Origin of the sequence: Paraburkholderia sp. HP33-1, from assembly GCF_021390595.1 — a bacterium.
Classification (GTDB): domain Bacteria; phylum Pseudomonadota; class Gammaproteobacteria; order Burkholderiales; family Burkholderiaceae; genus Paraburkholderia.
Genome location: NZ_JAJEJR010000002.1, coordinates 2,108,174 through 2,130,561, shown reverse-complemented (window position 1 = coordinate 2,130,561; position 22,388 = coordinate 2,108,174). Strand labels below are relative to the sequence as shown.

The 22,388-nt window shown below is 59.0% G+C and carries 19 protein-coding genes and 1 pseudogene; 15 read left to right on the top strand and 5 right to left on the bottom strand.

Annotated elements, in window-relative coordinates; translation table 11 throughout:
* Nucleotides 1-164 precede the first annotated feature (164 nt).
* Nucleotides 165-1,262 (top strand): branched-chain amino acid ABC transporter substrate-binding protein, encoded by a 1,098-nt coding sequence (locus L0U81_RS25680; RefSeq protein WP_233807953.1) that lies wholly within the window; start codon nt 165-167, stop codon nt 1,260-1,262.
* A 1,220-nt stretch (nt 1,263-2,482) separates the two neighbouring features.
* Nucleotides 2,483-2,728 (top strand): hypothetical protein, encoded by a 246-nt coding sequence (locus L0U81_RS25675; protein ID WP_233807172.1) that lies wholly within the window; start codon nt 2,483-2,485, stop codon nt 2,726-2,728.
* Here the strand turns inward: L0U81_RS25675 and L0U81_RS25670 are convergent, their stop codons facing one another.
* The gene (locus tag L0U81_RS25670; protein WP_233807170.1) at nt 2,729-4,642 is read right to left on the bottom strand and encodes an SMP-30/gluconolactonase/LRE family protein; all 1,914 of its coding nucleotides are present in this window, start codon (nt 4,640-4,642) and stop codon (nt 2,729-2,731) included.
* 799 nt (nt 4,643-5,441) lie between these two features.
* Here L0U81_RS25670 and L0U81_RS25665 point away from each other — a divergent pair.
* The 4 genes and pseudogenes from L0U81_RS25665 (at nt 5,442) to L0U81_RS25650 (ending at nt 8,454) form a co-directional block, all read left to right on the top strand.
* A complete protein-coding gene (locus tag L0U81_RS25665; RefSeq protein WP_233807167.1) occupies nt 5,442-6,047 on the top strand; it encodes a hypothetical protein in 606 nt (201 codons plus the stop codon).
* Between the two features lie 408 nt (nt 6,048-6,455).
* Nucleotides 6,456-6,662 (top strand): annotated as a pseudogene (locus L0U81_RS25660) (tyrosine-type recombinase/integrase); the annotation flags it as partial.
* A gap of 310 nt (nt 6,663-6,972) precedes the next feature.
* On the top strand, nt 6,973-8,193 hold the full coding sequence (locus tag L0U81_RS25655) for an RtcB family protein (RefSeq protein ID WP_233807165.1): 1,221 nt from the start codon (nt 6,973-6,975) through the stop codon (nt 8,191-8,193).
* A 45-nt stretch (nt 8,194-8,238) separates the two neighbouring features.
* Nucleotides 8,239-8,454 carry a CDGSH iron-sulfur domain-containing protein gene (locus L0U81_RS25650; RefSeq protein ID WP_233807163.1) on the top strand — a complete coding sequence of 72 codons (216 nt, stop codon included), beginning with the start codon at nt 8,239-8,241 and terminating at the stop codon, nt 8,452-8,454.
* Nucleotides 8,455-8,702: 248 nt separating this feature from the next.
* Here L0U81_RS25650 and L0U81_RS25645 read toward each other — a convergent pair whose 3' ends face one another.
* Complete coding sequence (locus L0U81_RS25645; RefSeq protein ID WP_233805612.1) at nt 8,703-9,056, bottom strand: DUF1428 domain-containing protein; 354 nt, start codon at nt 9,054-9,056, stop codon at nt 8,703-8,705.
* A gap of 880 nt (nt 9,057-9,936) precedes the next feature.
* Here L0U81_RS25645 and L0U81_RS25640 point away from each other — a divergent pair.
* Nucleotides 9,937-11,424 carry a beta-propeller fold lactonase family protein gene (locus tag L0U81_RS25640; protein ID WP_233807160.1) on the top strand — a complete coding sequence of 496 codons (1,488 nt, stop codon included), beginning with the start codon at nt 9,937-9,939 and terminating at the stop codon, nt 11,422-11,424.
* Nucleotides 11,425-12,315: 891 nt separating this feature from the next.
* On the opposite strand, the gene L0U81_RS25635 is transcribed toward L0U81_RS25640, so the two are convergent.
* A complete protein-coding gene (locus tag L0U81_RS25635) occupies nt 12,316-13,263 on the bottom strand; it encodes a LysR substrate-binding domain-containing protein (RefSeq protein ID WP_233807157.1) in 948 nt (315 codons plus the stop codon).
* Between the two features lie 154 nt (nt 13,264-13,417).
* On the opposite strand from L0U81_RS25635, the gene L0U81_RS25630 reads away from it, so the two are divergent.
* From L0U81_RS25630 to L0U81_RS25615, 4 genes are all read left to right on the top strand, one after another.
* Nucleotides 13,418-14,599: a M20 aminoacylase family protein gene (locus L0U81_RS25630; protein WP_233807155.1), complete on the top strand. Its 1,182-nt coding sequence runs from the start codon at nt 13,418-13,420 to the stop codon at nt 14,597-14,599.
* A gap of 38 nt (nt 14,600-14,637) precedes the next feature.
* On the top strand, nt 14,638-15,825 hold the full coding sequence (locus L0U81_RS25625) for a porin (protein WP_233807153.1): 1,188 nt from the start codon (nt 14,638-14,640) through the stop codon (nt 15,823-15,825).
* Between the two features lie 77 nt (nt 15,826-15,902).
* A complete protein-coding gene (locus L0U81_RS25620; RefSeq protein ID WP_233807151.1) occupies nt 15,903-17,207 on the top strand; it encodes an MFS transporter in 1,305 nt (434 codons plus the stop codon).
* A 125-nt stretch (nt 17,208-17,332) separates the two neighbouring features.
* Nucleotides 17,333-17,716 carry a BON domain-containing protein gene (locus tag L0U81_RS25615; protein WP_233807149.1) on the top strand — a complete coding sequence of 128 codons (384 nt, stop codon included), beginning with the start codon at nt 17,333-17,335 and terminating at the stop codon, nt 17,714-17,716.
* 125 nt (nt 17,717-17,841) lie between these two features.
* Here L0U81_RS25615 and L0U81_RS25610 read toward each other — a convergent pair whose 3' ends face one another.
* Nucleotides 17,842-18,504 carry a dihydrofolate reductase family protein gene (locus L0U81_RS25610; RefSeq protein WP_233807147.1) on the bottom strand — a complete coding sequence of 221 codons (663 nt, stop codon included), beginning with the start codon at nt 18,502-18,504 and terminating at the stop codon, nt 17,842-17,844.
* Between the two features lie 430 nt (nt 18,505-18,934).
* On the opposite strand from L0U81_RS25610, the gene L0U81_RS25605 reads away from it, so the two are divergent.
* Complete coding sequence (locus tag L0U81_RS25605; RefSeq protein ID WP_233807145.1) at nt 18,935-19,159, top strand: hypothetical protein; 225 nt, start codon at nt 18,935-18,937, stop codon at nt 19,157-19,159.
* 15 nt (nt 19,160-19,174) lie between these two features.
* Here the strand turns inward: L0U81_RS25605 and L0U81_RS25600 are convergent, their stop codons facing one another.
* Nucleotides 19,175-20,212 (bottom strand): GlxA family transcriptional regulator, encoded by a 1,038-nt coding sequence (locus tag L0U81_RS25600; protein ID WP_233807143.1) that lies wholly within the window; start codon nt 20,210-20,212, stop codon nt 19,175-19,177.
* Nucleotides 20,213-20,318: 106 nt separating this feature from the next.
* Here L0U81_RS25600 and L0U81_RS25595 point away from each other — a divergent pair, with 106 nt between their 5' ends.
* The 3 genes from L0U81_RS25595 (at nt 20,319) to L0U81_RS25585 (ending at nt 22,271) form a co-directional block, all read left to right on the top strand.
* On the top strand, nt 20,319-20,804 hold the full coding sequence (locus tag L0U81_RS25595; RefSeq protein ID WP_233807141.1) for a hypothetical protein: 486 nt from the start codon (nt 20,319-20,321) through the stop codon (nt 20,802-20,804).
* Nucleotides 20,785-21,186 carry a hypothetical protein gene (locus L0U81_RS25590; protein WP_233807139.1) on the top strand — a complete coding sequence of 134 codons (402 nt, stop codon included), beginning with the start codon at nt 20,785-20,787 and terminating at the stop codon, nt 21,184-21,186. Before L0U81_RS25595 ends, L0U81_RS25590 begins: the two co-directional genes overlap by 20 nt.
* Before the next feature lie 113 nt (nt 21,187-21,299).
* Nucleotides 21,300-22,271: an alpha/beta fold hydrolase gene (locus L0U81_RS25585; protein WP_233807137.1), complete on the top strand. Its 972-nt coding sequence runs from the start codon at nt 21,300-21,302 to the stop codon at nt 22,269-22,271.
* Nucleotides 22,272-22,388 lie beyond the last annotated feature (117 nt).

Here is a 22,388-nt window from a genome sequence, read left to right as displayed (position 1 = left end):
TCGGCGGCAAATAGAATTTCTCGTTGGACGCGCAATTACGGCGAACGAATACTGGATTTCAGGCGCGATCCAAACCATAGCGCTCATTCAACTTCATAACCGATGTGAGGCAGCCCGTGAAACAAAACTTCCGCTCTCTGGCCGGCGTCGTCGCGCTGGCCGCCATGCAGGCACCGGCCTACGCCGCCGATGCCACTCCCGCTGTCGTGCTGATCGGTCACGCGGCGCCGCTCACCGGGCAACTCGCGAACATGGGCAAGGACAGCGAAAACGCTGCGCGCCTCGCAATCGATGAGATCAACAGTCAGCATCCCGTGATCGGCGGCAAGCCGGTGCGTTTGCAACTCGATTCGCAGGATGATGCGGCCGACCCGCGCACGGGAACGCAGGTCGCGCAGAAGCTGGTCGACGAAGGCGTGGTGGCCGTGGTCGGCGATATCAATTCGGGCGTATCGATTCCCGCGTCGCGCATCTATAGCGAGGCGCAGGTCGTGCAGATTTCGCAAGGCTCGACGAACCCCGCCTACACGCAGCAGGGCTACAAGACGACGTTCCGCGTCGTAGCGACGGATGCCTTGCAGGGGCCGGCGCTCGCACGCTACGCGCTCAATTCGCTGCACGCGAAACGAATTGCCGTGATCGACGATTCGACGGCATACGGACAAGGGCTCGCCGATGAATTCACGAAGGCGGCGAAGGCCAATGGCGGCACGATCATCACGCGCGAAGCGACCAACGACAAGGCCACCGACTTCCGCGCGATCCTCACGAAGATCAAGGGCTTGCGGCCCGACGTCATTATGTACGGCGGCTCCGACGCAACGGCTGGCCCGCTCGCGAAGCAGGCGGCGAATCTCGGCATGACGGCGAGGGTGCTGGGCGGCGACGGCGCCTGCACGGAGAAGATGGTGAGTCTCGCGGGCGATGCGATCGGCAACGTGGTGTGTTCGGAAGCAGGGCTCGCGCTGTCGAAGATGCCGAAGGGGCAGGAGTTCGACCGCCGCTACACGGCGCGCTACAAGGTGCCGATCGATGCGTACGCGCCGTTCGCCTACGATGCCGTCTACGTGATCTACGACGCGATGAAGCGCGCCAATTCGACGGATCGCGAGAAGATTCTCGCCGCGATGCCCGTCACGCAGTATGACGGCGTGATCGGTAAAATTGCATTCGATCCGCGCGGCGATCTGAAGGATGCGGCGATCACGATTTATCAGTTCAAGGACAAGAAGAAGACGGTGATGGATGTGATTCGCATGTGATGGTGCGACTAAGCGCATCGAATTTACTAGCGCCGGTCGTGCGTTCGAAATGCGATCTCGATCTTACGGGCGGAGCGTCACCGAGTCATCTTTGACCATGCCTCGGCGTCGCTCGCTGTATTTCGACACGTCAAAGGCCGGCATGTCTGGTGTCTGCGGGCGATAGCGGACGCGTTCGACACACAGATGCGAGCGACTCCTCCTGGCCGATTGCGCCAGTTCGACGAACGTCCCCAGACCGGGCGTTGAAATCTTCAGCGACCGCCTACCTGAGGTTTGTGCGAGCGTGTACTCTCGGGCCACAATCCGCCGTTCACATTCGTCGTCGATTGGACACTCAGGCGTCGGCTCGGCCCCGGCAGGTCGAGCACCTGACGTCGCTTCTCGACCGGCAGCTACGGTCGTATCGGGACTTTGCAAAGGCCTGCACGGCAGCGTGTGCGAAAGAGTGAGAAGGGTGTTGCCGGCTACACACTGGGGGCGGGGTGATGTCGTACACCGTTACGCGCGGCGGACGCATCGCGGACCGATTGACCTGGTTTTGGTGCTGAATGGTGCGAATCAATGTGGTGTGACTGATCGTCAGCTGCCTGACGGTGCGTGGACGAATGATTGTGGCTTGGCGTACTGTTGGCATGGAATCGCTGCGGGCGACGGGCATCTTCTCGTTGGCGACCAGAGCCGTGCCCCGCGTATTTTGCTGGCGGACGTTCGGGACGATGGCCGACGACCGAACGCAGATTGTCACGCCGACGAAACACCTCCCGGCGCCTATCGCCGAGACTGTAGAAATGACGATGGCGTCGCCCGTCCGGCCCCTTTGCCCAGATGTACGTGCTTCCCCCAACGAACACGATGTCGGAGTTCGAGGCAGCCGAGATATACACGTCGTTGGTTTCCGGGATTACCTCCTCCACGACTACCGGCCTCGCGGTAACGACAGCGCGGGAGGGCGGTGCTGTGACAACCGCAGCGGACTGTGAAGCGTGAGAAACCGGTCGAGCAGCGATCTGTGTCTGTCCAGTCGTCGTGCATCCGGACAAATAGAGCGCAGTCGTGATCCCAACGATCGATGCAGCAAATCTCATATCTTTCAAACGGTGCTCCGCGTTCCGAAGGGTGTGTGTGTCGAGCTAACGGCCGATTGAAAGAAAACTTTATGGGAGGGCGCCGGCGGTGAGCGCTTCTGGCTGAATAGGCCGCCACTAACCGCTCCGAAAATGCGTTTAAGCCAACCGTCAGATAAAGCGAAGGAACCGGGTGCCAACCCGAAGATGATGAGACCGACGCCGGAGATGGAGCGGCTCGGGCTGGATCCTTCGATAATTCGTTCCGTCAAGGAAATTGATGCAATGCAGGCCGCACCGGATTTTCTGGCCGAACCCTTCCTGTGGAAAGAAACAACGTCAACAAGTCGACATGACGTGGGGTGCGCGCCGGGGCGTAACTGCGACGGGCATCGCTGATCAGTGTGTCCAGCGATAAATGACGACGCTGGTTCCGTTGTAGTTGTCCTTCGTGATCACGTACTCCCCGGTCGACCGACGGTATGATCTAAGGCCGTACATCGAATCTACGTCATTGCCGACGTACACGGTGTTGGGGTTGCTGTTGATCAACGTGGTGTCCAGGCTGCCTGTAGTCAGATTGAAGGCATCGATGTTGGGTACGGTGTGTACGTATCCGACGAAGAGATAGTTGCCGGTCGCCGTGATCGACTTGGGATTGGCGCTGGTGAGGTTGATTATGGGATTGGGAACGGTCGTGTTGCCTGCGAGCCAGCCGTGATACACCTCGATTCGCGTTCCGATCGACGTCCAGTCCGCGCTCCCGACAACTCCCTGGGCCAGGATCATCGTGTCGCTTTCCGGCAGGTAGATGATCCGCGTCAATGGCGTGATCGTGCCCGGAATGGGCGTTGCAATGCCTGCTCCCCAACTCGGCTGACCGTTGGCATCGAAGCCGGTCAGCGGATAGTGCCAGATGGCATTCGTCTTGTCCAAACCAGCCCAGACGTCCCCTTTGCTGTCGAGGCAAAATCCGTCCCTGACCGGTGCGGTCGTATTGAACGCCGTCCCCGGAAGCGTGACGTCCGGTATTGCGATGTAGCCTTGCGCAGCATTGAAGTGGAAGAAGTAGAAGGTATCGGGATTCTGGCTGGAGGCCACGAGGATCCGGTTGGCGCCGACGGTGGCAAGTTGGCCGAAGTGCTCACCCCGTGTGCGATCGTTGATGTTGATGCGTGGATCGGATGGATAGTCGATCGGATCGACAGTGTTCGCTACGAAGGTTCCCCCAGCGGTGCCGGTGTAGATGTTCGTTGCTCCATAGAAGTACGCGCCGTCAGTAGCCGGGTCCGGAGCGGCGACCCCCTCGAAGTTCAGAGATTGAAGCTTCCATTGCAGGTGCCCAGAACTGTCGTAGGAGTGAATGTCGGTGCCGCCGTCGCGGCCGAGGTCCCAGCTTCCGCCCCACGGGTTGTTGAGCACGTACAGGTTGCCGGCGGCGTCTTTGCCGATGCCGGTGACGCGGGTAAAACGCTTGTCGCCGACCTGGCCTTTGATTCCCGTTGTCGTATCGAGATATCCCCCTTGAATGCCAAATGTACTGATCAAGGATGGAATGCCCAAAGTGTTATAGATCTTGATGTTCATGTCGGGACCCGCGTCGCCGATCATGAGAACCCCGGTCGACGAATCGAGATACAGGGAGGACGGTCGAGAAGCGACGGACATCTGGATGGTGTTCACGAGCACGCCGGCCGGATTGAATTCGAGGATCGCGCCCGCGCTCTTCTGCGCAACCCAGATGTCTCCTGCGCTGTCCACCGCGAGCGCGCCTGGGCCTGCGACCGCGATATCCTGCCGCCAGACGCCGTCGGTGGTGTAGACGCGGATGCGATTTCCAGGAAAATCGCTTGCATAAAGGAGCGAGCCCGACGTCGCGAGTCCCGTGATGACATCAGCCCGCGGCTCGGTCGTTGTCGCGCTGACCGAGATGAGAAAGTCACGAGTTTGAGTGGCTCGGTTGTATCGCCCCACCGTGCCGCTGCCGTAAGCGGTATTAAATTGCAGAGCGGCGAAGATCGAAGTTGCATTACCGGTAATGGCGCTGCCCTGAAACTCGCCGTGACCTCCTATGGACCCCAGGCTTTGACCGTTCTGGTATATCGCGACACCACCTTCGTTTTCGTCCCACATGGAAGCCGTGTAGATGACGCCCTCGGGCGCTATCCACATGGAGCGCGCGACGCTACCCACGCGGGTAGCGTTGCTCCCAAAAGTGTTCGCCACCCAGTCGGTGGTGTACTGTCCCTGGCACTCCGGCGCAAGCGTAGCGATCAGCAGTGCGGCGAGGAACGCGGCATAGATTCGTTTCATGATTGTGAAGCGTGCCCTCCAGAGGCATCTGAATCGGGGGATTGCGGTTTGGCCCGGGCTACGCAGCGTAGACAACCTGATGGGCTTTACATGGGGACCGACAGAGGGTTCCTGTGGCTGCCTTCCGTGTCGTGCTGGCATGCGCGCTATGGGCTGGTAGATTCTTCGATCGGGAGGGGGCGTCTTCGGAGCGTGTCCGGCGCCGCTCGCCCGTTCGGCGAGCGGGTTTCGCAGGAAACTGTCCTTGTCCACTCGCCGCTCCGGCAAGTGTCGTCGCGTCTGTCCAACTCAACGCTGCGTTCGAGCGGTATATCGGCGAGCTGCGGAAAAGGTTGAGCTGTTGGCGTTTCCAGTACAGGCAAACGCGTTGGCGTCCAGCCCGAGCAGCGCTTTCAGCCGGTCCGCGAGGAGGATGAGCGTTCACGTGCCGACTGGCGGTTCGGGGTGGCAAGCGTGGCCCGCTAGCGGGTGATTTCTCGCGAGGCGAAGGTGCGGTAAGGGCTGACTACCGAAGTTCGCGGCCGAGGGGCGTGTGAGCGGCCTCGGCCGGCTGCCGAAGCTCTGGGTTCGGCCACGAACGGACCTTCGCTATCAAAGCAGAAATCGTCGACAATCGCGCACCAGCAGTATCGACAATCAACGGACTACAAAATCGAAAGCGCAATGCCTGGAATCGTCAAAGCCACCCAATCGCGGGCTGCAGATTTCAAAGCAGCTGCCGTAAACGTCGGCAATGGGATTCCGGTGCGCACTGTCGCAGCCTGAAAGCAGGCTGCGATTTCCTCAACATCAAGAACAAATGAAACGACTATCTATTGGCTTTTCTGCGTTGCTCGTGTCCGGCTGTCTTACTATCGGTAGCATCCACGGCACTTCAGAAGTACTGCAGCGTCCGACTGGCCCGGTATCGAACCTAGGCGTGGTCTATGTGCAGGCAGCCTTAACAGCAAAACGAGGAGGTTTGCCCGTCAATTCGCCGGTTCCGCTTCTCCAGAGGGATGGGTACTACCGCATTGCGGATGAAATGAAGCGTGTAGTTCCGGACGTGGCGCGCGAGAAAGGCATTGAAGCAACTATCGCCGTTGCGGGCGCGAACTCCATGCCTGGACTGCCGCATGGGCCGGGTCGGTACGACGCAGCACAACGAGGCAGTGCGAAGGAACTTGTCTTGTTCGTTAAAGGCGGCAATCTGGACGTGCGGGGCGGCGAAAGCGACTTCATTTTCCACGCAATATTTCGCGATTCGTCAACTGGCACAGAGTACTGGCATAGCGATTATCGTATTCATGATGGCCGTCTTCCGGACCAAGTTCCATTGAATGAGGTGAAAGTTCGCACGTTGGTTTCACAAATTTTCGACGATTTGCAGAAAGAGGGATTCCTCATTCCGCCAATTCCACAATGACGTCGCTTGAGTCTCCATAAAACAGATAGTAAGGCGACTGCGACGCTCCTTTCCCGCGCTACTGAACGTCCGTTGTCGAGCAATCTAACCGTCCCATCAGGGTCGACAGTACGCGTTCGTTGAAGTCGGTAGCGGTCGTTCGCCTCCCTCCGTTCGCGGACGACCGGTGAGCAGCAATCAGCGGGCATATCGGCCTCGACACACGAACGTCGTCTTTGGCCGAAATTTACCTGTAGGTCGTTGGGCAGCATTCTGTATGCGGAGCAGCCGCCCGGGTGAATGTTCCGTTGGATCGCTGAAAGGCAATACCTGACCGGGCCGGGTGCGAAACTCGCCCAAATCCGCCCAGAGCGGGCGTCGAGGTCGGGCACCAGAATGGAACTCCCATCATCCCTGTGGGAGTTTGCGATGAAGACCGGACAATTCGTTGAGGCATGGAACAAGGGCAAGCTGGTCGGGCAGAAGCCGTCGCTCAAATCGAAAGACGTCTGGGCCATCCGGATCCATCTTCAGAACGCTCATGCAGTCCGCGATCTCGCCCTCTTCAACCTTGCAATCGACAGCAAACTGCGTGGTTGTGATCTTGTCAGTCTGAGAGTCCGCGATGTCACGCATATTCGGATCTCCGTAACCGCGAATGTCGTGCTCGCTGTCCGCGGATGCGCACTTTCGACCAACTGCCGTCGTTGAAAGCTCCGTCACCGCAACGGAGCAGAGGTCATCCGACATCCCGCGCTGAGCGACATGAACTGGCCTTTTCGGCGGGCCGATTATTCAGCTCCAGCGACCTGTGCCATCGGCTCGGAACTGATGAAGACTATCGTGACGGGCCGGTTGTCGAAAAGGAAAAATCGGCTCACGCTATGGTCATACGCCGCGCACTGACACCCGTGCCGATGAGCGAAGCTGACCAAGGGACAAAGACATGAGCCTGGTCGATTATCAACTGATGGAAGTGGCAAGCGGCAAGGCCGTGAAGATGTGGACGCAGGGCGTCGCGATTGAGGAGGCGGCTCGCCAGCAACTGAGAAACACGGCCCGCATGCCGTTCGTGTTCAGGCACCTTGCCGTAATGCCGGACGTGCACGTAGGCAAGGGGTCGACGATCGGCAGCGTGATTCCTACACAAGGCGCGATCATCCCGGCGGCGGTGGGCGTGGATATCGGCTGCGGAATGATGGCGGTTCGCACGACGCTGACGGCCGCAGATCTGCCCGATTCGCTTTCGGGCGTGCGCGGCGCGATCGAGCGTGCAGTGCCGCACGGCAGCGCGCCGGGGCGACGCGACCCGGGTGCATGGTCGCGTCCGCCGCCGGCCGTTGACGAGGCCTGGAAACAGCTGGCGCCCGGTTTTCAGCACATCGTCGACAAGTATCCTTCCCTCGCGCGCACGAACAACCACACGCACGTCGGCACCCTCGGCACCGGCAATCACTTCATCGAGGTATGCCTCGACGAAGATGACGGCGTCTGGTTCATGCTGCACAGCGGATCGCGCGGCGTGGGCAACGCGATCGGGAGCCTTTTCATCGAGCTGGCTCAGGCCGACATGCGTCAACACCTTGCAAATCTTCCGGAGAAAGACCTCGCGTACTTCAAGGAAGGCAGCCGGCACTTCGACGACTATGTGGAGGCCCTCGGCTGGGCGCAGGAGTACGCGCGCCGCAACCGTGAGGTCATGATGAATGCCGTGATCGGCGCGGTGCGCACGGCTATCGGCAAACCCTTCACCATCGACGAGCACGCGGTGAACTGCCACCACAATTACGTACAGAAGGAGCGGCACTTCGGCGCCGACGTGTTCGTGACGCGGAAAGGGGCGGTGTCGGCGCGAGCGGGTGAGCTCGGCATCATTCCCGGTTCGATGGGTGCGAAGAGCTTCATCGTCCGCGGTCTCGGCAACGAAGAGAGCTTCTGCTCATGCAGTCACGGCGCCGGGCGCGCGATGAGCCGGAAGGAGGCCAAACGGCGTTTCACGGTCGACGATCAGATCAGGGCGACGGCGCACGTCGAATGCCGAAAGGATGTGGGGGTCGTCGATGAAATTCCGATGGCCTATAAGGACATCGAGGCCGTGATGGCCGCGCAGCGGAGCTTGGTCGAGGTGGTTCATACGCTGCGGCAGGTGGTTTGCGTGAAGGGTTAGGCTCTGATTGGCTCGCGACGGTCAGTCGATTCGTAGGAGGCGGATATGGCAACGGCAATCATCACCCCGAGGAACAACGGTCCGTATCACATCAAAGGTGATTTCACGATCACGACGCAAGAGGGCAGGCAGATTCAAGTCGAGAAAGATGAGGTCTGGCTCTGCCGGTGCGGGTACTCGAATAACAAGCCGTTTTGCGACGGATCGCATCGGAAGGCAGAGTTTAAGAGTGATCTGGATGAGGGGGCGGATAAGCAATAGATTTGCGCCGTCGCGGGACGAGCGTGAATGACTCTTTTCGGGGCCACCGAAGGACTCATCCCGACCCGTTGGAGTCACTTATACGTCACGCGCGACCGTGCGCTGCTAACCAGATACCTGACTTCACAGCTTGCCCTGAGCAGCGTAAGTCCGACAGGAGATTCACGCGTTGCATCGCGGATGTTCAATGCCAAGGCTGCGGCGTCGGCTAGCGTCTCAACGCGAACCGGCGCCATGTTTTTCTGCCATCACGCGTCGACAATCACTTCGAAACCGCCATAGATTAGCCGCTGGCCGTCAAAAGGCATCGGATCTTTATCTGGTTGCAGCCGCGGGTCGGCCATTACCGCTTTCATTCCTTCGTCTCGCGACTGGCGCGACGGCCAGACAACCCAGGAGAACACCACCGTCTCATCATCCTTGCGCTTGATCGCCATTGGAAACGACGTCACCTTGCCCTCCGGCACGTCATCTCCCCAGCATTCGACCACCTTCAACGCGCCGTGCTCCTTGAAGACGGCCGCCGCTCTTTCTGCGAACTGTCTGTAAACTTCGCGGTTGGCTGTAGGCACGGGGACAACAAATCCATCGACGTAAGTCATTCGCAATCTCCTTTTTCCCATACGGACTATAGGTGCCGATCGGCAGCGCATCGCAACACGACCGCCCATACGCACGACGAGCGGGGAGTCAAGAAATCGACAATAGTCGATTCCCTTGCACCGATAGCCTGCTTTGACCCTAAGCGGCGCTTTGAGGCATGGCGTCGGCCTGCTCACTTAAGCGTTTGCCCAATGCCGAGGAGGTTGCCCTCGCTATCTCGGAACCGAACCTTCCTTTGAATCACGTTGAAGGACATTCGGTACCACGTGGTCCACAATCACGAACATGGTTCCGAACCGAGGCTCAAGTGCTCAAGGACGCGCCACGCCTGGTGGGCCCTGGAGTGGGTCAGCGACGGGTCGTCAGTCGCCGCGCCTCGAAGGTCCGCTCGCCGCGAGCAAGCGGACGCTCGCGACCTGATTGGGAAGGACCGCTCCTGGCCGGCAGTACGCGTTCGCTCACGTCGCCGGAAAGCGGCCATTGAAGACTCCGACGTCTTCTCTGTGGAACGTTCATCGAACTGGTGCGACGGCCACCTTCAGCCGTTCGACAGCGCCCTCAGGCGGCCATATAGGCGACCGCTCCGCCCCGGAAACAGCCGCTGAAATTTTCGAAAAAACTGAGACGCACGGGCAAGGCCTGACGAAACTAGAGCCTAAACTTGCGGCGGACCAATCTGTCGACAATCTGACAAGACGCGGCGACACCCGACCTGGTGTGGGCCCTTACGCCTGACGTCCACATTCGTGGCCTGGCGTTGCTTGCCTCGTGTTCGTATCTTTGCCGAGTTTCTAAAACGACGGACAACCACGCGGCGCATCCTGATGTGCATGGCCGAGTTCCAGGGGACATCGTCAGATTGGCCAGATTTGCGCCCCGATGAGCTCCAAGCTTCCCAAGCGACCTTGGTGCCGCGTGACGATGCAACTAGAAAATGTCGACGCCTCCTTTCTGTCTGAAAGCACAAGTTACTTTCCATACAAGATGAAAAAACGGACAACCACACCGCTGTGTCAGACGGTCATCGCGTCGCTGTGCCTGTTTCTCGCCGCTTGCGGCGGGGACGACCCGGCGCAGACGACCGGCAGCTCCCCCACCAGTAGCTCCCCATCGGTGCCCCACAGCTATACGATCGGCGGCACAGTGACAGGGTTGGTCAGTGGGTCGCAGGTGACGCTGGTGGACAACGGCAGCGATTCCATTACCGTTAGTGCCAACGGTACATTCAGCTTTGCTGGCGCCCTGGTCTCCGGGAGCCAGTATGCAGCCACCATGGACGCCCAGCCCATGGGCCTGACCTGTACCGTTACGAATGGCTCCGGCACGGTGGGCACAGTCAACGTCACCAACATCGCGGTCACCTGCTCGCGTATCGAATACGCGTACGTAGCAAACGCTGGCAATAACACGGTCTCGCAGTACACCATCGGCGCCAGCGGTGCGTTCGCGCCGGTGACTCCGCCCGCTGTGGCTGCGGGGCGCAATCCTATCTCCGTCACTATCGATCCCACCGGCAGGTATGCGTACGCAGCAAACGAGGGTGACGACACGGTTTCCGAGTACACCATCGGCGCGAGCGGTGCGCTCACGCCGATGGCGACGGCCACTGTTACTGCGGGGACTCAGCCTATCTCCGTCACCGTCGATCCCACCGGCAGCTATGCGTACGTAGCAAACTCCAGCGACAACACGGTTTCCGAGTACACCATCGACGCGAGCGGTGCGCTCACGCCGATGGCGACGGCCACTGTACCTACGGGGAGTACTCCTTATTCCATCACCGTCGATCCCGACGGGAGGTACGCGTACGTCGCGAATTACAGCGACGGCACGCTCTCCCAGTACACCATCGGCGCCAGCGGTGCGCTTACGCCGATGGTGCCGGCCACTGTTGCTGCGGGGAATCTTCCTTTCTCCGTCACCGTCGATCCCACCGGCAGCTATGCGTACGTAGCAAACGCTGGCAATAACACCGTCTCGCAATACACCATCGGCGCCAGCGGTGCTCTCACGCCGATGGCGACGGCCACCGTGGCTGCGGGTACTCACCCTATCTCCGTCACCGTCGATCCCTTGGGTAGGTATGCGTACGTAGCAAACTTCATTGACGGCACCGTCTCGCAATACACCATCGGCGCCAGCGGTGCGCTCACACCAATGGTGCCGGCCACTGTGGCCGCGGGGAGTTTGCCTTACTCCGTCACCATCGATCCCACCGGCAGGTATGCGTACGCAGCAAACGAGGGTGACTACACAGTTTCCGAGTACACCATCGGCGCCAGCGGTGCGCTCACGCCGATGGTGACGCCCACTGTACCCACAAATGAACCTGTCTTCGTCACAACGACCTACGCGGCGACACAGTGAGGCATCACACCTCAGGACGCCACGGGCTATCCCTGGAACCCAGCCGGCGATACCCGGAATCAGGCGGCTACTCCGCGAAGTCCCGCGCAGCACTGGCACGCTGTGCGGGTGGATGATCAACGGACATCGGGCGACACACGCGATGTCCGTGCGATTTCTGTAGAACGCCCATTACGAGAAAGTTGTACTTCTGATCCCATCGCGTTTCCGGGGGGGATTAACGATACATATGGCCGTGCCGCCGGTGGTCCCGTCCTGCAGGTGTGGCGTTTGAAACGGAAAAATGCCATTCGCCGGAACAACGTTCTCCACCCAGCAGGACGGGACCACCGGCGGCACGGGTCGAGAGTGTGAGTTCGCTGATGCAGGAAGCTGCCGTCCCGCTGCTCGATGCCGCCACCGTCGGCAATGCCACATTACTGACGTAGAACCCTGTCCGCTCCAGTGTCGGCATTGTCCGATCTTGAGACGCTCGGCTTGGACGCTATTGCGTGGGAACGCTCAAAGGTGCTAACGGGGGCCATCCGCATCGCAGATTGACGACCCTTCACGACGATGGAAGATTTATGGTTGAAACTTGTCGATCTCGGAAGTTATTTGGGTAACAGAACAAGTGCCGAGCCCCCGTTTTGACCCAGAATTCGGGGCGAAGTGGAAGTTATTTGGTTAATTTTTCGGAAGCCAATCAAGTTCTTCTACAGTGATTGACTCCTCGTGAACGTCCAGACCGACATACGCCGTGCTGTCGTGTTCCATGCTGGCTTCCGAGCATAGAAATTGCCGGGTGTGTTGCTGTCCACACTATGCGGCTCCGGCAGCAATGCTAACCCGCGTTTGGCTCTTCACGGCTGGCCAGCCTCTGCCTTACGGAAAGTCATACTGCCTTTGGCACTAATCCCTCGCCGCTTGGCGGGAGTCGGCCATCACACCAGAACCCGCACCCGGGTCTTGCGCGTTCGCTGCGTCCATGATGCAGCGGATGAAATACTCAGACGGCCGCGTAAGGATCGAGCTTTCGCGTTGCATCAGCCGCAGTTTCAAGCTACGCGATGCCTGTATGAAGTCAAGCGTGCGGAACTGTTCGCGCAAATTGACAGATCCAAGCGCGTGCGACGACCACGCGACGACTGCATCGATCGTGGTCGCGAGACTGTAAAAAAGCGCCTGGGATGTGCAGAGGGTCAAGCGGTGCGGTGCCGGCAAGCCATGCTGCTCGAACAGTTCGGCAAGGTAGGCCGGATACATGCTGGTGGTGTCCGAGTATAGCCACTCCGCATCGCACAGATCTTCCAGCGATGTTGCCTTCGCCAGCAGACCGTTTTGCCGTACCGCAAATGCAATTGGGAATGTCGCTATGTCGACGTAATGGATAGCCGAATCGGAGACGACTTCCGAAGATGTTGCTAGCGCAAAGTCGAGCGTACCTTGGCGCAGACTGTCGAGCAATGCCGAGGGCGGCTGTTCGAGAAAGCGCACTCTGACGTGAGGCATGTCCTGACGAAACCGCTCATACGCGCCCGGCAGCAGAGTTAGTGCGCTGATCGGCGTCACGCCAACCGTGACAGTCCCTTCCAGCGAACCGCGCTCCATCGCCATTTGCTCCTCGGCCCGCGCCAGCTCACCGACAATCAGCCGCGCACGACGTAGCAACGAAGCGCCAGTAGGCGTCAGCGTCACGCCGCTCACACTGCGCGCAAGCAGCGCAATGCCAATATCGGATTCGAGTTCGCGAATGGCTTTAGTGATTGCCGGCTGGCTGACAAACAGCACCCTCGATGCGCCGATGATGCTGCCTTGATCTGCGACCGCCACCAGCGCGCGGAGTTGATGGAGTTTCATCGATACCCAGTGCGTCTAAAAATTGGCCTATAACCATCCGTTATAGGCATCACACTTTATCATTATTTTGTTCATACCGTCCGCCTTAGACTGCCCCTCAATCCGCGTTGCGTTTGACTCATCGCGATATTGCAAACCGTCAGAGGAGGTGGTGTTGTCCCAGACCGTAAATATTCATCCAGAGATCCGCGAGCACACGGCGGAATTCGTCAAATTGCGTCAGCAAATCCATTCTCATCCTGAGTTGGGGTTCGAAGAAGTTCAGACGAGCCAGCTGGTTGCACAGAAGCTGCGTGACTGGGGTTATGAAGTAACCGAAGGGGTCGGCGGCACCGGTGTGGTTGGGCAACTCAAGGTCGGCAATGGCTCACGCAAGATGGGCATCCGCGCGGACATGGACGCGTTGCCGATCACTGAGGGCACCGGACTGCCTTATGCGAGCCAGGTGCAGGGCAAGATGCACGCATGCGGTCACGATGGTCATACGGCGATTCTGCTGGCGGCCGCCCACTACCTGGCGCGTACACGCCGGTTCAGCGGCACCTTGAACCTTATTTTTCAACCGGCTGAAGAGGGTTTGGGTGGGGCGCTTCGGATGATGGCGGACGGCCTCTTCAAGCGATTTCCATGTGACGGGATATATGCCCTCCACAATGCGCCGGGATTGCCTGTTGGGAAGTTCGTTGTACAAAGCGGGGCCATGGCGGCCTCGTCAGACGCTGTGACGATCACGTTGAGGGGTAAGGGCAGCCACGGCGCCATGCCTCATTTCTCGCGCGACCCGGTCGTCGCAGCGGCAAGCATAGTCATGGCGCTCCAGACCATCGTATCGCGCAACATCTCGACGGCAGACGCGGCAGTCGTAACCGTGGGTGCAATCCAGGCTGGCACGGCCCATAACGTGGTGCCGTCGACGGCAAAAATTCTGGTTACGGTGCGTACGCTCAACAGAGAGGTTCAGACGCTGATCGAATCACGCCTGCGTGAGATCGTCGAGTTTCAGGCTCGCAGCATGGGCGTCGAAGCAGAGATCGAATACGAGGCGATCTCGCGGGTGCTGATGAATACGCCGAAAGAAACCGCCTTTGCACGCGAGGCAATTGCCGCGATTGTCGGCGCCGAAAATATCTTTCCTTTGCCGCCTGGAAGGATGGGCGGCGAAGACTTCTCGTGGATGCTCGATGAGGTGCCCGGTTGCTATGTCGCGCTCGGCAACGGTGCCGAAGGCCATGGCAGTTGCATGCTTCACAACCCTGGCTATGACTTCAACGATGAAGCGTTGCCGATCGGCGTGAGTTATTGGGCCCGCCTGGTCGAACAATATCTGACCGCATGACGCAAGCGGCCGACACACTACTAGAATAAAGACCCGAGATGAATTACAAAAAAACCGTCTGTGTTGCGGGGATCCTATGGTTCTCTCACGCGGCTTACGCGGACTCATATATCCAATCCACTCTGTCCACGTTACCGCAATACAATACCGCTCTTCTAAACAATGGAATCTCGCTCTATGGTGTAGCCGACGTGGGTATCAACTATCAGAGCGTTGGAGGAAAAACGCTGTGGCAGATGCAGAGTGGTGGTGTGCATACATCGCAGTTTGGATTTTTCGGCCGGGAAGATCTGGGCGGCGGTTTGAAGGCGGAATTCAATCTGGAAAGCGGCTTCGAACTTAACAATGGCAGCCTTCAAACAAGCCAGACGTTATTTGATCGTGAGTCATGGGTTGGCCTTAGTTCGACGACATGGGGCGCTCTGCGCGTTGGACGTCAGACGACTGCAAGCCTGCCGGAGTTCGCCGATCCGTTTGGAGAGGTGGTGACGAACTCCGTCGTTACCTGGCTTGCGGGCGGCGCGGTCCAGACCAGAAAGGGTATCGGCTACAACGCCGATCTGGGCCCGGGGTCGAGCCAGGTGCTCGTCCGCGAGAGCAATGCGGTGAGTTGGACTTCCCCTCGTGTCGATGGTTTCGGAGCTACATTCCTGTACGCGTTCAATGGTACGCAGGGTGTCAGCCCTTATGCCTCCAATCAAGGTGTCGTCGCCTCATGGACGAACGCCTCTCTGTACCTTGCTGCGGCCTATAACCAGGTGTGGAGCGCGCCCGTCGCGACGGCGTCGGGAACGCAAACCGTGCGTAACGACATATACGGCGTCGCGGCCATCTACGATGTCGGCTCGTTTGTGTTGTCGGCTGCGTTCAATCAGGTGGCGCCGCATCTCGCAGGCAACGGTATTGCGCGTTCCTATATGTTGGGCGGGACTGTGCCTTTTGGGCCTCATGCCCTGCGAGCGTCGTTCGTCTATCGCGACACCTCCGGTGTTCGTGATAACGCGGGGCTACCAGCAAAAGATTCGGCGCTGGGGGTGATGCTCGGTTACGACTACAACCTGTCAAAACGTACAGGCCTGTACGCTCGTGGGGGCTTGATCCGGAACTATGGTATTTCATCCGTCATCCTGAACGGAACACCGTTACCCACACAACCGGGCTCCGCAACGCCCGAACAGGGTACGACACCGCTGACGGTATCGCTGGGCATGTATCACAAGTTCTGAACTCGAGCACAACAATCCGATGCTGGAAAAGCGCCGGCGCAGAGCGGCGCTTTTCCAGTGCGATTTCTGGCTTTTATATGAAGACTCCAGGTTCTACCAATGCACTGCCGTACGTACAGGTACCCGTCTGCGCGGCCAATGCAGCCATGCAACGTCGGGTGATCGTGGCAACGGCGCTAGGCAATGCCCTCGAAATATTCGATTTCACGGTATACAGCTTTTTTGCTGCACTCATCGGCAAACTCTTTTTTCCGATCGACGGCCGGTATGGCTCGCTTCTCCTGTCATTCGCAACCTTTGGGGTCGGCTTTGTGATACGGCCGATTGGCGGAATCGTGCTCGGTGCCTACGCCGATCGCCGAGGCCGCAAGGCCGCGATGACGCCAACCATACTATTGATGGCGCTAGGCACGACTATCATTGGCTTGACGCCGACCTATGCGCAGATCGGTCTTGCCGCGCCGCTTCTGATTTTGGGTGCCCGCCTTCTTCAGGGCTTCTCGGCTGGCGGTGAGGTCGGGGTGTCAACTACGTTCCTGATGGAGTCAGCCGCTCCAGGTACGCGCGGCTATCTGGTCAGCTGGCAGATGGCAAGCCAGGGCGCTTCAGCACTTGCTGGCGCGTTGTGTGGCTTCGTGCTGACACACGCTCTATCCGCGGACGCGCTCGAAAGCTGGGGGTGGCGAGTCCCCTTTCTGCTTGGATTGATCATCGGCCCCGTCGGCCTATATATTCGCCGTAACCTCAGCGAGACGCACCACGCCCCACGTACCAGTAATAGCCTCATTTCAGAGAAAGCACGCTACGACTGGCGCCGTCTGGTCCTCGGTACGCTGCTGATGCTGGGCGGCACGTCTTCGATGTACATTTTGGTTCTCTACCTGCCGTCATATCTGATGACCGTTGTGCATCTGTCTGCGGCAACTGCATTCTTGCCCAGCGGAGTTGCCGGCCTGATCCTGATGACGGCGTCACCGCTATGCGGCAAGCTCACCGACAGGCTTAAACGGCGCAAGCCAATTCTCTATGTCACGGGCGTGGCCGGCTTGCTGGTACTTTATCCAGCCTTCGCTCTTATGCTTCGGGCGCCGGCCATGACCACGATCCTGCCGGGCGTGGTGATCATCATCGTTCTCAAGGTACTTTCCAGTCCGGGTGGCTTTCTTCTGTTGATGGAGAGCTTTCCGCGCGAAATCCGCGGCCGCTCTCTGGGCATCATCTATAGCTTGGGCGTAACGCTTTTTGGCGGCTTTGCTCCCTTCACTGTGACATGGCTACTTAGTGTGACGAAGAACCCTTATGCGCCAATCTGGTATATGGGCGCATGCGGACTGATTAGTCTAATCGCTCTCGTGATGTTCGACGAACGTGTCACCGATTGACTGCACCGCTGCCACCGCAGGGTGGTAGTGCGGGTCAACCTCATCGAGGAGAGGAGCGATGCTGCTCACGCTTACTCGCATGAACCATGTATGTTTATTTCAAATTCAGCAAGCGGAGAAAATGCATGAAACCCGTTCAATTGGTCAAACTGACAGGCGGCACGCTCGTCCTATTCGTTTGCCTTAGTGCAAATGCACAGTCGACAAGCGCAAATAGCCCGACATCGGTTGCATCGAGCGCCGTACAAAGCGCAAAGGAAGTCACGGCAGCGAACCGGCAGCTTGCCAAAGATGTTCGCCACGCTTTGAGGAAAGCAAAGAGTCAGGGGCTTAGCTTTAGTAACATCAAAGTTAGTGCTAGTAGCGGTGCCGTTTTGCTGAGTGGTAGCGTCCCCGATGCGCAACAGATTGATCTTGCGATCGTCGTGGCAAAAAGCGTGGCCGGCGTGGAGTCGGTTAGTAGCAGACTCGTGGTGCGCAGGGAAATCAGCGGATACGGCGCCCAGTAGTTTCCCGGTGTCACCCGCGGCGGGCAGCATCCCGACGTGACGCGTTTCCGAGGCAACAGCGATCCGCGCCCCATGTATCTGCAGCGGATCACGCTCCGTCAGGGACTTCGACCAACAGCGAGTGGCTAGACGTCCGTCTGCCCTTGGCGTCGTAGGACGACATGCGTGGCCTTCTCCGACGCTACGAATTCAACGCATTCGTATCCCAGAGCCCGCAAGTCAACCCCTTCGAACAGCGATTCTCCCCGGCCGAGCAGGACCGGCGCGATAGCAATGTGCAGTTCATCAATGAGGCCCTCGCGAAGATACTGCCGGATTGTGTTCGGCCCACCGCCGATCCGCACGTCCATTCCGGCAGCGGCCTCGCGTGCACGGTCGAGCGCCTCGCGAATGCCTCCTGTTATGAAGTGGAACGTCGTGTCGCCCTTCATCTCGATGAGGGGACGAGCATGATGGGTCAAGATGAAGACTGGAACGTGATACGGCGGATTATCTCCCCACCAGCCTTTCCAGTTTGTGTCCGGCCAGTCGCCACGAATGGGTCCGAACATGTTCCGCCCAAGAATCCAGGCCCCAACATTCTGAAAGCCACGGGCGGCGAAATCATCGTCAACCCCGGTCGTACCGCCGTCCTTGTCGAACAGGGCGCGCTGGAACGTGCGTGTTGGGAATAGCCACTGGTGCAGTTCCGTCCCGCCAATGCCGAGAGGATTGTCGATATCTTGATTCGGACCTGCTCCGTATCCGTCAAGTGAGATGGTGAAGCCCCAAACTCGAACTCGTGTCATCGTTTGCCTCCGTTTAGACGCCTGGCGTTCGACATGAGCCGCGGCTAGAAGCCGGCGATGCCGGCTGTAAGACATCCGCTCGATGGAGAGGTTAGGCACCTGCCGCACTACGCGCTCGAATTCATGGTAGTTGGCATTCCACCACACTACCAGCTCAGTGTGCCGCGCGTGAGTGACCCAAGCGAGCAACGACGACCAGACGACATAGCCGCTTGCGTCAAGCGTTACTTTGAGTTCGCAACAATGAGACAGCAAGAACCGGAGTGTCTGCGCGCAGCGGCGGCCGTATCGTGTCCACGCTATCGCACAGTAGGCGAGGTCGTCGGATGAAGAATGGCGCGCTCGAATTGCCTGTATCTTGCCGGGGCCCGGTCGCCAATCCGATTATCGATGTACGGCTCGCCTGTCCTTCATTGACTGGAGTCCGATCATGTTGCCGTTACTATCGCTTCACGCGCTCGCAGCCCAACGCGGCGATGGACTGCGCCCTGAACTTAAAGCCTTGCTCGAACGCCATGCCGGTCTGGCGACGGGCCTCGCTGCTACCATCGAGCCGATCGAACCAGAGTCGTTTTCCCAAGTGAAAGACGCCGTCGCGGACGTTCGCGTGAGTGATTCGGAGGCCGATGGGTCGACGACGAGCGCTGCGGCGTGATCATCTCGCGTGGCCTTAGCCGCCGTTGCGGCCGGATTCGGCTTCCATATTTTCCGCCTTGGCACGCGAGAACCGCATCTGATATTCACTCGGCGACAATCCGGTCTTGCGCTTGAACAATTGCCGAAATGTGCTGATATCGCCATAACCGACACGTTGACTCACCGCCTCGAGCCCAATTGGCCGCGTCTCCAGCAGGCGTTTCGCGACCTCGATGCGCAGGTTTTGTAGATACGTGAGCGGTGCCAGGCCGACGGCTTCCTTAAAACGGCGATTGAGTGTGCGTTCGCTGACGGCAAGCGATGCGGCCAGATCGCTCAACCGGAATCCCTGCTGCAACGTAGCCTCCATCTGCTGCTGGGCGCGTGCGACAAGGGTGTCGGTATGCCCATGTTCGTCGAGTAGCGTTGCATAGGAAGCCTGCGAAGTCCGGTTCATGTCGATCAACAGCGCCTTCGCGGTCATCGTGGCGAGTCCTTCGCCGGCGAATGTTTCCACGAGCCGCACTGCGAGATTCAGATACGACGTTACGGACCCGCCCGAGATGATGCCGTCTTGCTCGATCAGCAGTTCGTGTGCGCGAACTGCGACACGCGGATAGCGGCGCGCGAAGTCCGCGGCTCTCGCCCAGTGCGTCGTTGCGGCGCGGCCATCAAGCAGGCCCGCCTCGGCGAGCAGGTAGTTGGCCGTGCAATAAGCCGCCAGCACAGCGCCTGCCTTGCGTTGGCGCCGCAGCGCGGAAGACAGCTCGTTCAACTGCTCGCGGCGCCCGATGAACTCGTCGATGTTCGAGAAAAACGGCGCCGTCAGCAGAACGGCGTCCGCCCGTTTGCGCGGGTCGATCTTGCCGTCGACGTGAATGGTCTGACCCGACGCAGCCGTGACGGGATGCCCGTCGAGGGATTCCACGTGCCACACGAACACCGGCGCTGGGGTCGTACCCGGTGCGGCCTTGCGCGCATGGAACTGATTGGCCGCGCTGAAGACGTCAACAGGGCCCGCGACGCCGGACGCGAGGATTCCGTCATAGACCCAGATGCGGACGATGGCCATTTGTGTGTCTGAAATTCCCTGAATAATGGCGATGCTGCCACTTCTGGACGCACGAGTAAACCCCGATCATGGCCACATCCGATGACCTGAAAGAAGGAGCAGTACCATGAAATTCAACGACACGGCACCCGTGCTGGCACCCGCTGGTGGTCCGCCGCTCTGGCTGACGAGCCTCGCTGAAAACGCGACGCTCGAAGCCACCGTCCTGAAGCGTCCGATCGAAGGACGCGCCGACATTCTCTCCGTGATCAAACACGCTGTCTCGCTCTACGAATTCCAGCATCACAGCTACAAGGGCGCGATTGGCGACGGTTTGTATATGGAGTCCTATCGCTCGCAGATCCAGGGTGTGCCGATCGAGACCGTGGTCGTCGCGCATATGAACGAACACGGCGAGACGGAATCCGTGGTCATTGATCATCGCCCGCTCAATGCGATGCTGCTGTTTTCGAAACTGATGTGGGAGCGCGTCGATGAGCGCTTCAGCGAGTGCTATCTGACGGGACCGGAAGCAGCGGCGCTGAAGACGGTATCTGAAGATTGCAGTCGCAGCCTGTGTTCGAGGCCGCACGATGAAACGGCTTCTTCTTGATTTGACAGCAGCCTCTGTGCTGGTCGCTTCTGCTGGAGTTTCCATGGCGCACACCACTCCGATGCCAACCACGCCAACCACGAAGATATTGGCCGTTGGCACCTTTCCACCGGGCACGGACATGCAACTAGTCCAACACACTCTCCCAACCGAAATTCGCGAGACGGCGCAGCTCTACCTCGAGGGCAAGATTGATCAATGGTATTCACTGCAAGACCGCGCTGGGGTGGCGTTCATCCTGAACGTTACCGACGTAAATCAAGCGCATGAGATCCTTGAAGCACTTCCCTTGGGGAAAGCGCGCCTGATGACATTTTCGCTCCTCCCAATAGGCCCATTGAAGCCGTTGAGTAAGCTTTTGAATCCGCCTTTCCCCCAGTAGAAAGCGCTGGAGCGTACTGGGCTGGTGCACTGCTTTGGGCGACCCATTGAAATTCTGAAGCAATGAAGCGCAATTTACCTGGCGCAATTGCGCACTAAACGAGAGCCACGATCATGTTCAAACTTGTAACGACGGCGACAATCTTCTCCGCAGTTTTGGGCAATTCCGCATGCAGGATTGTGCCGACGTCATCCTCGTCGACGCTGAAGGTTGAAGTCGGCGAGGTGCAGGTCAATCCTGACATCAAGCTGCGTCATATGGTCTATCGGCCCGCGCATCCAAAGGGTACGGTACTGTTCCTGCACGGCTTCCCGGAGACGATGTATGCGTGGAAGCCGATCGCCGAATCCCTGTCCAGCGATTACGAGGTGCATGCGTTTGACTGGCCGGGCTACGGACAGTCCTCGCGTCCGGGCGCCGATCGCTTCTCCTACGCGCCGAAGGATTGTGCCCGTGTGCTGGAAGACTATATCCGCACGTCTGGCATCGACAGTTCGAAGCTGGTGATTTATGCCACCGATATCGGCGCCTTGCCTGCGCTGCTGGCAGCATTGGAGCAACCGAATATCGCCAGAGAGATCATAGTTGGCGACTTTGCCCCATTCAACCGCCCACAGTACATGTACGAAAGCCTGCAGGGCCTGAAGTCAAAGCCTTCGTCTGATGCCGTGCATGCCGCGATGAACAAGAACCGTGATGAAATCCTGGCAAACACATTCTTCCGCGGCATGTCGGCGGAGGAGCGTTACGCGTTGTCTCAGGAGTTCAGGGACGACATAGCGAAAGGGTGGGGCGGTGACGTCACATCGGCAGATGCCTTCTTCTACTACTACTCCTACTTTACCCGCGACCAGGACTACTTCGAAGCCAATATGGCAAAGCTGAAGGTCCCCGTGAAGGTGGTGTGGGGCGAGCAGGATATCTATATCAGGAAGGAAATGGGCGTTGAGTACGCGAACCGTAACGGTGTGAAGCTTTCGATTCTCCCTAAACTCGGCCACTATCCGCATCTGCAAGCGCCCGAACAGACGGTGAACGAAGTTCGGGCCGCGTTTAGCGCGGGCAGGAATCTTGTGAGTGACTAGCGCGAGTGCGCGGACATGGTCAGGCGTCGAACAAACCTCAAGATCTTGAGACGTCCCGATCAAGATGCCTGATGCCAATCCTGATCGCGAGCACTTGCACCGTAAGAGGAAACCCGG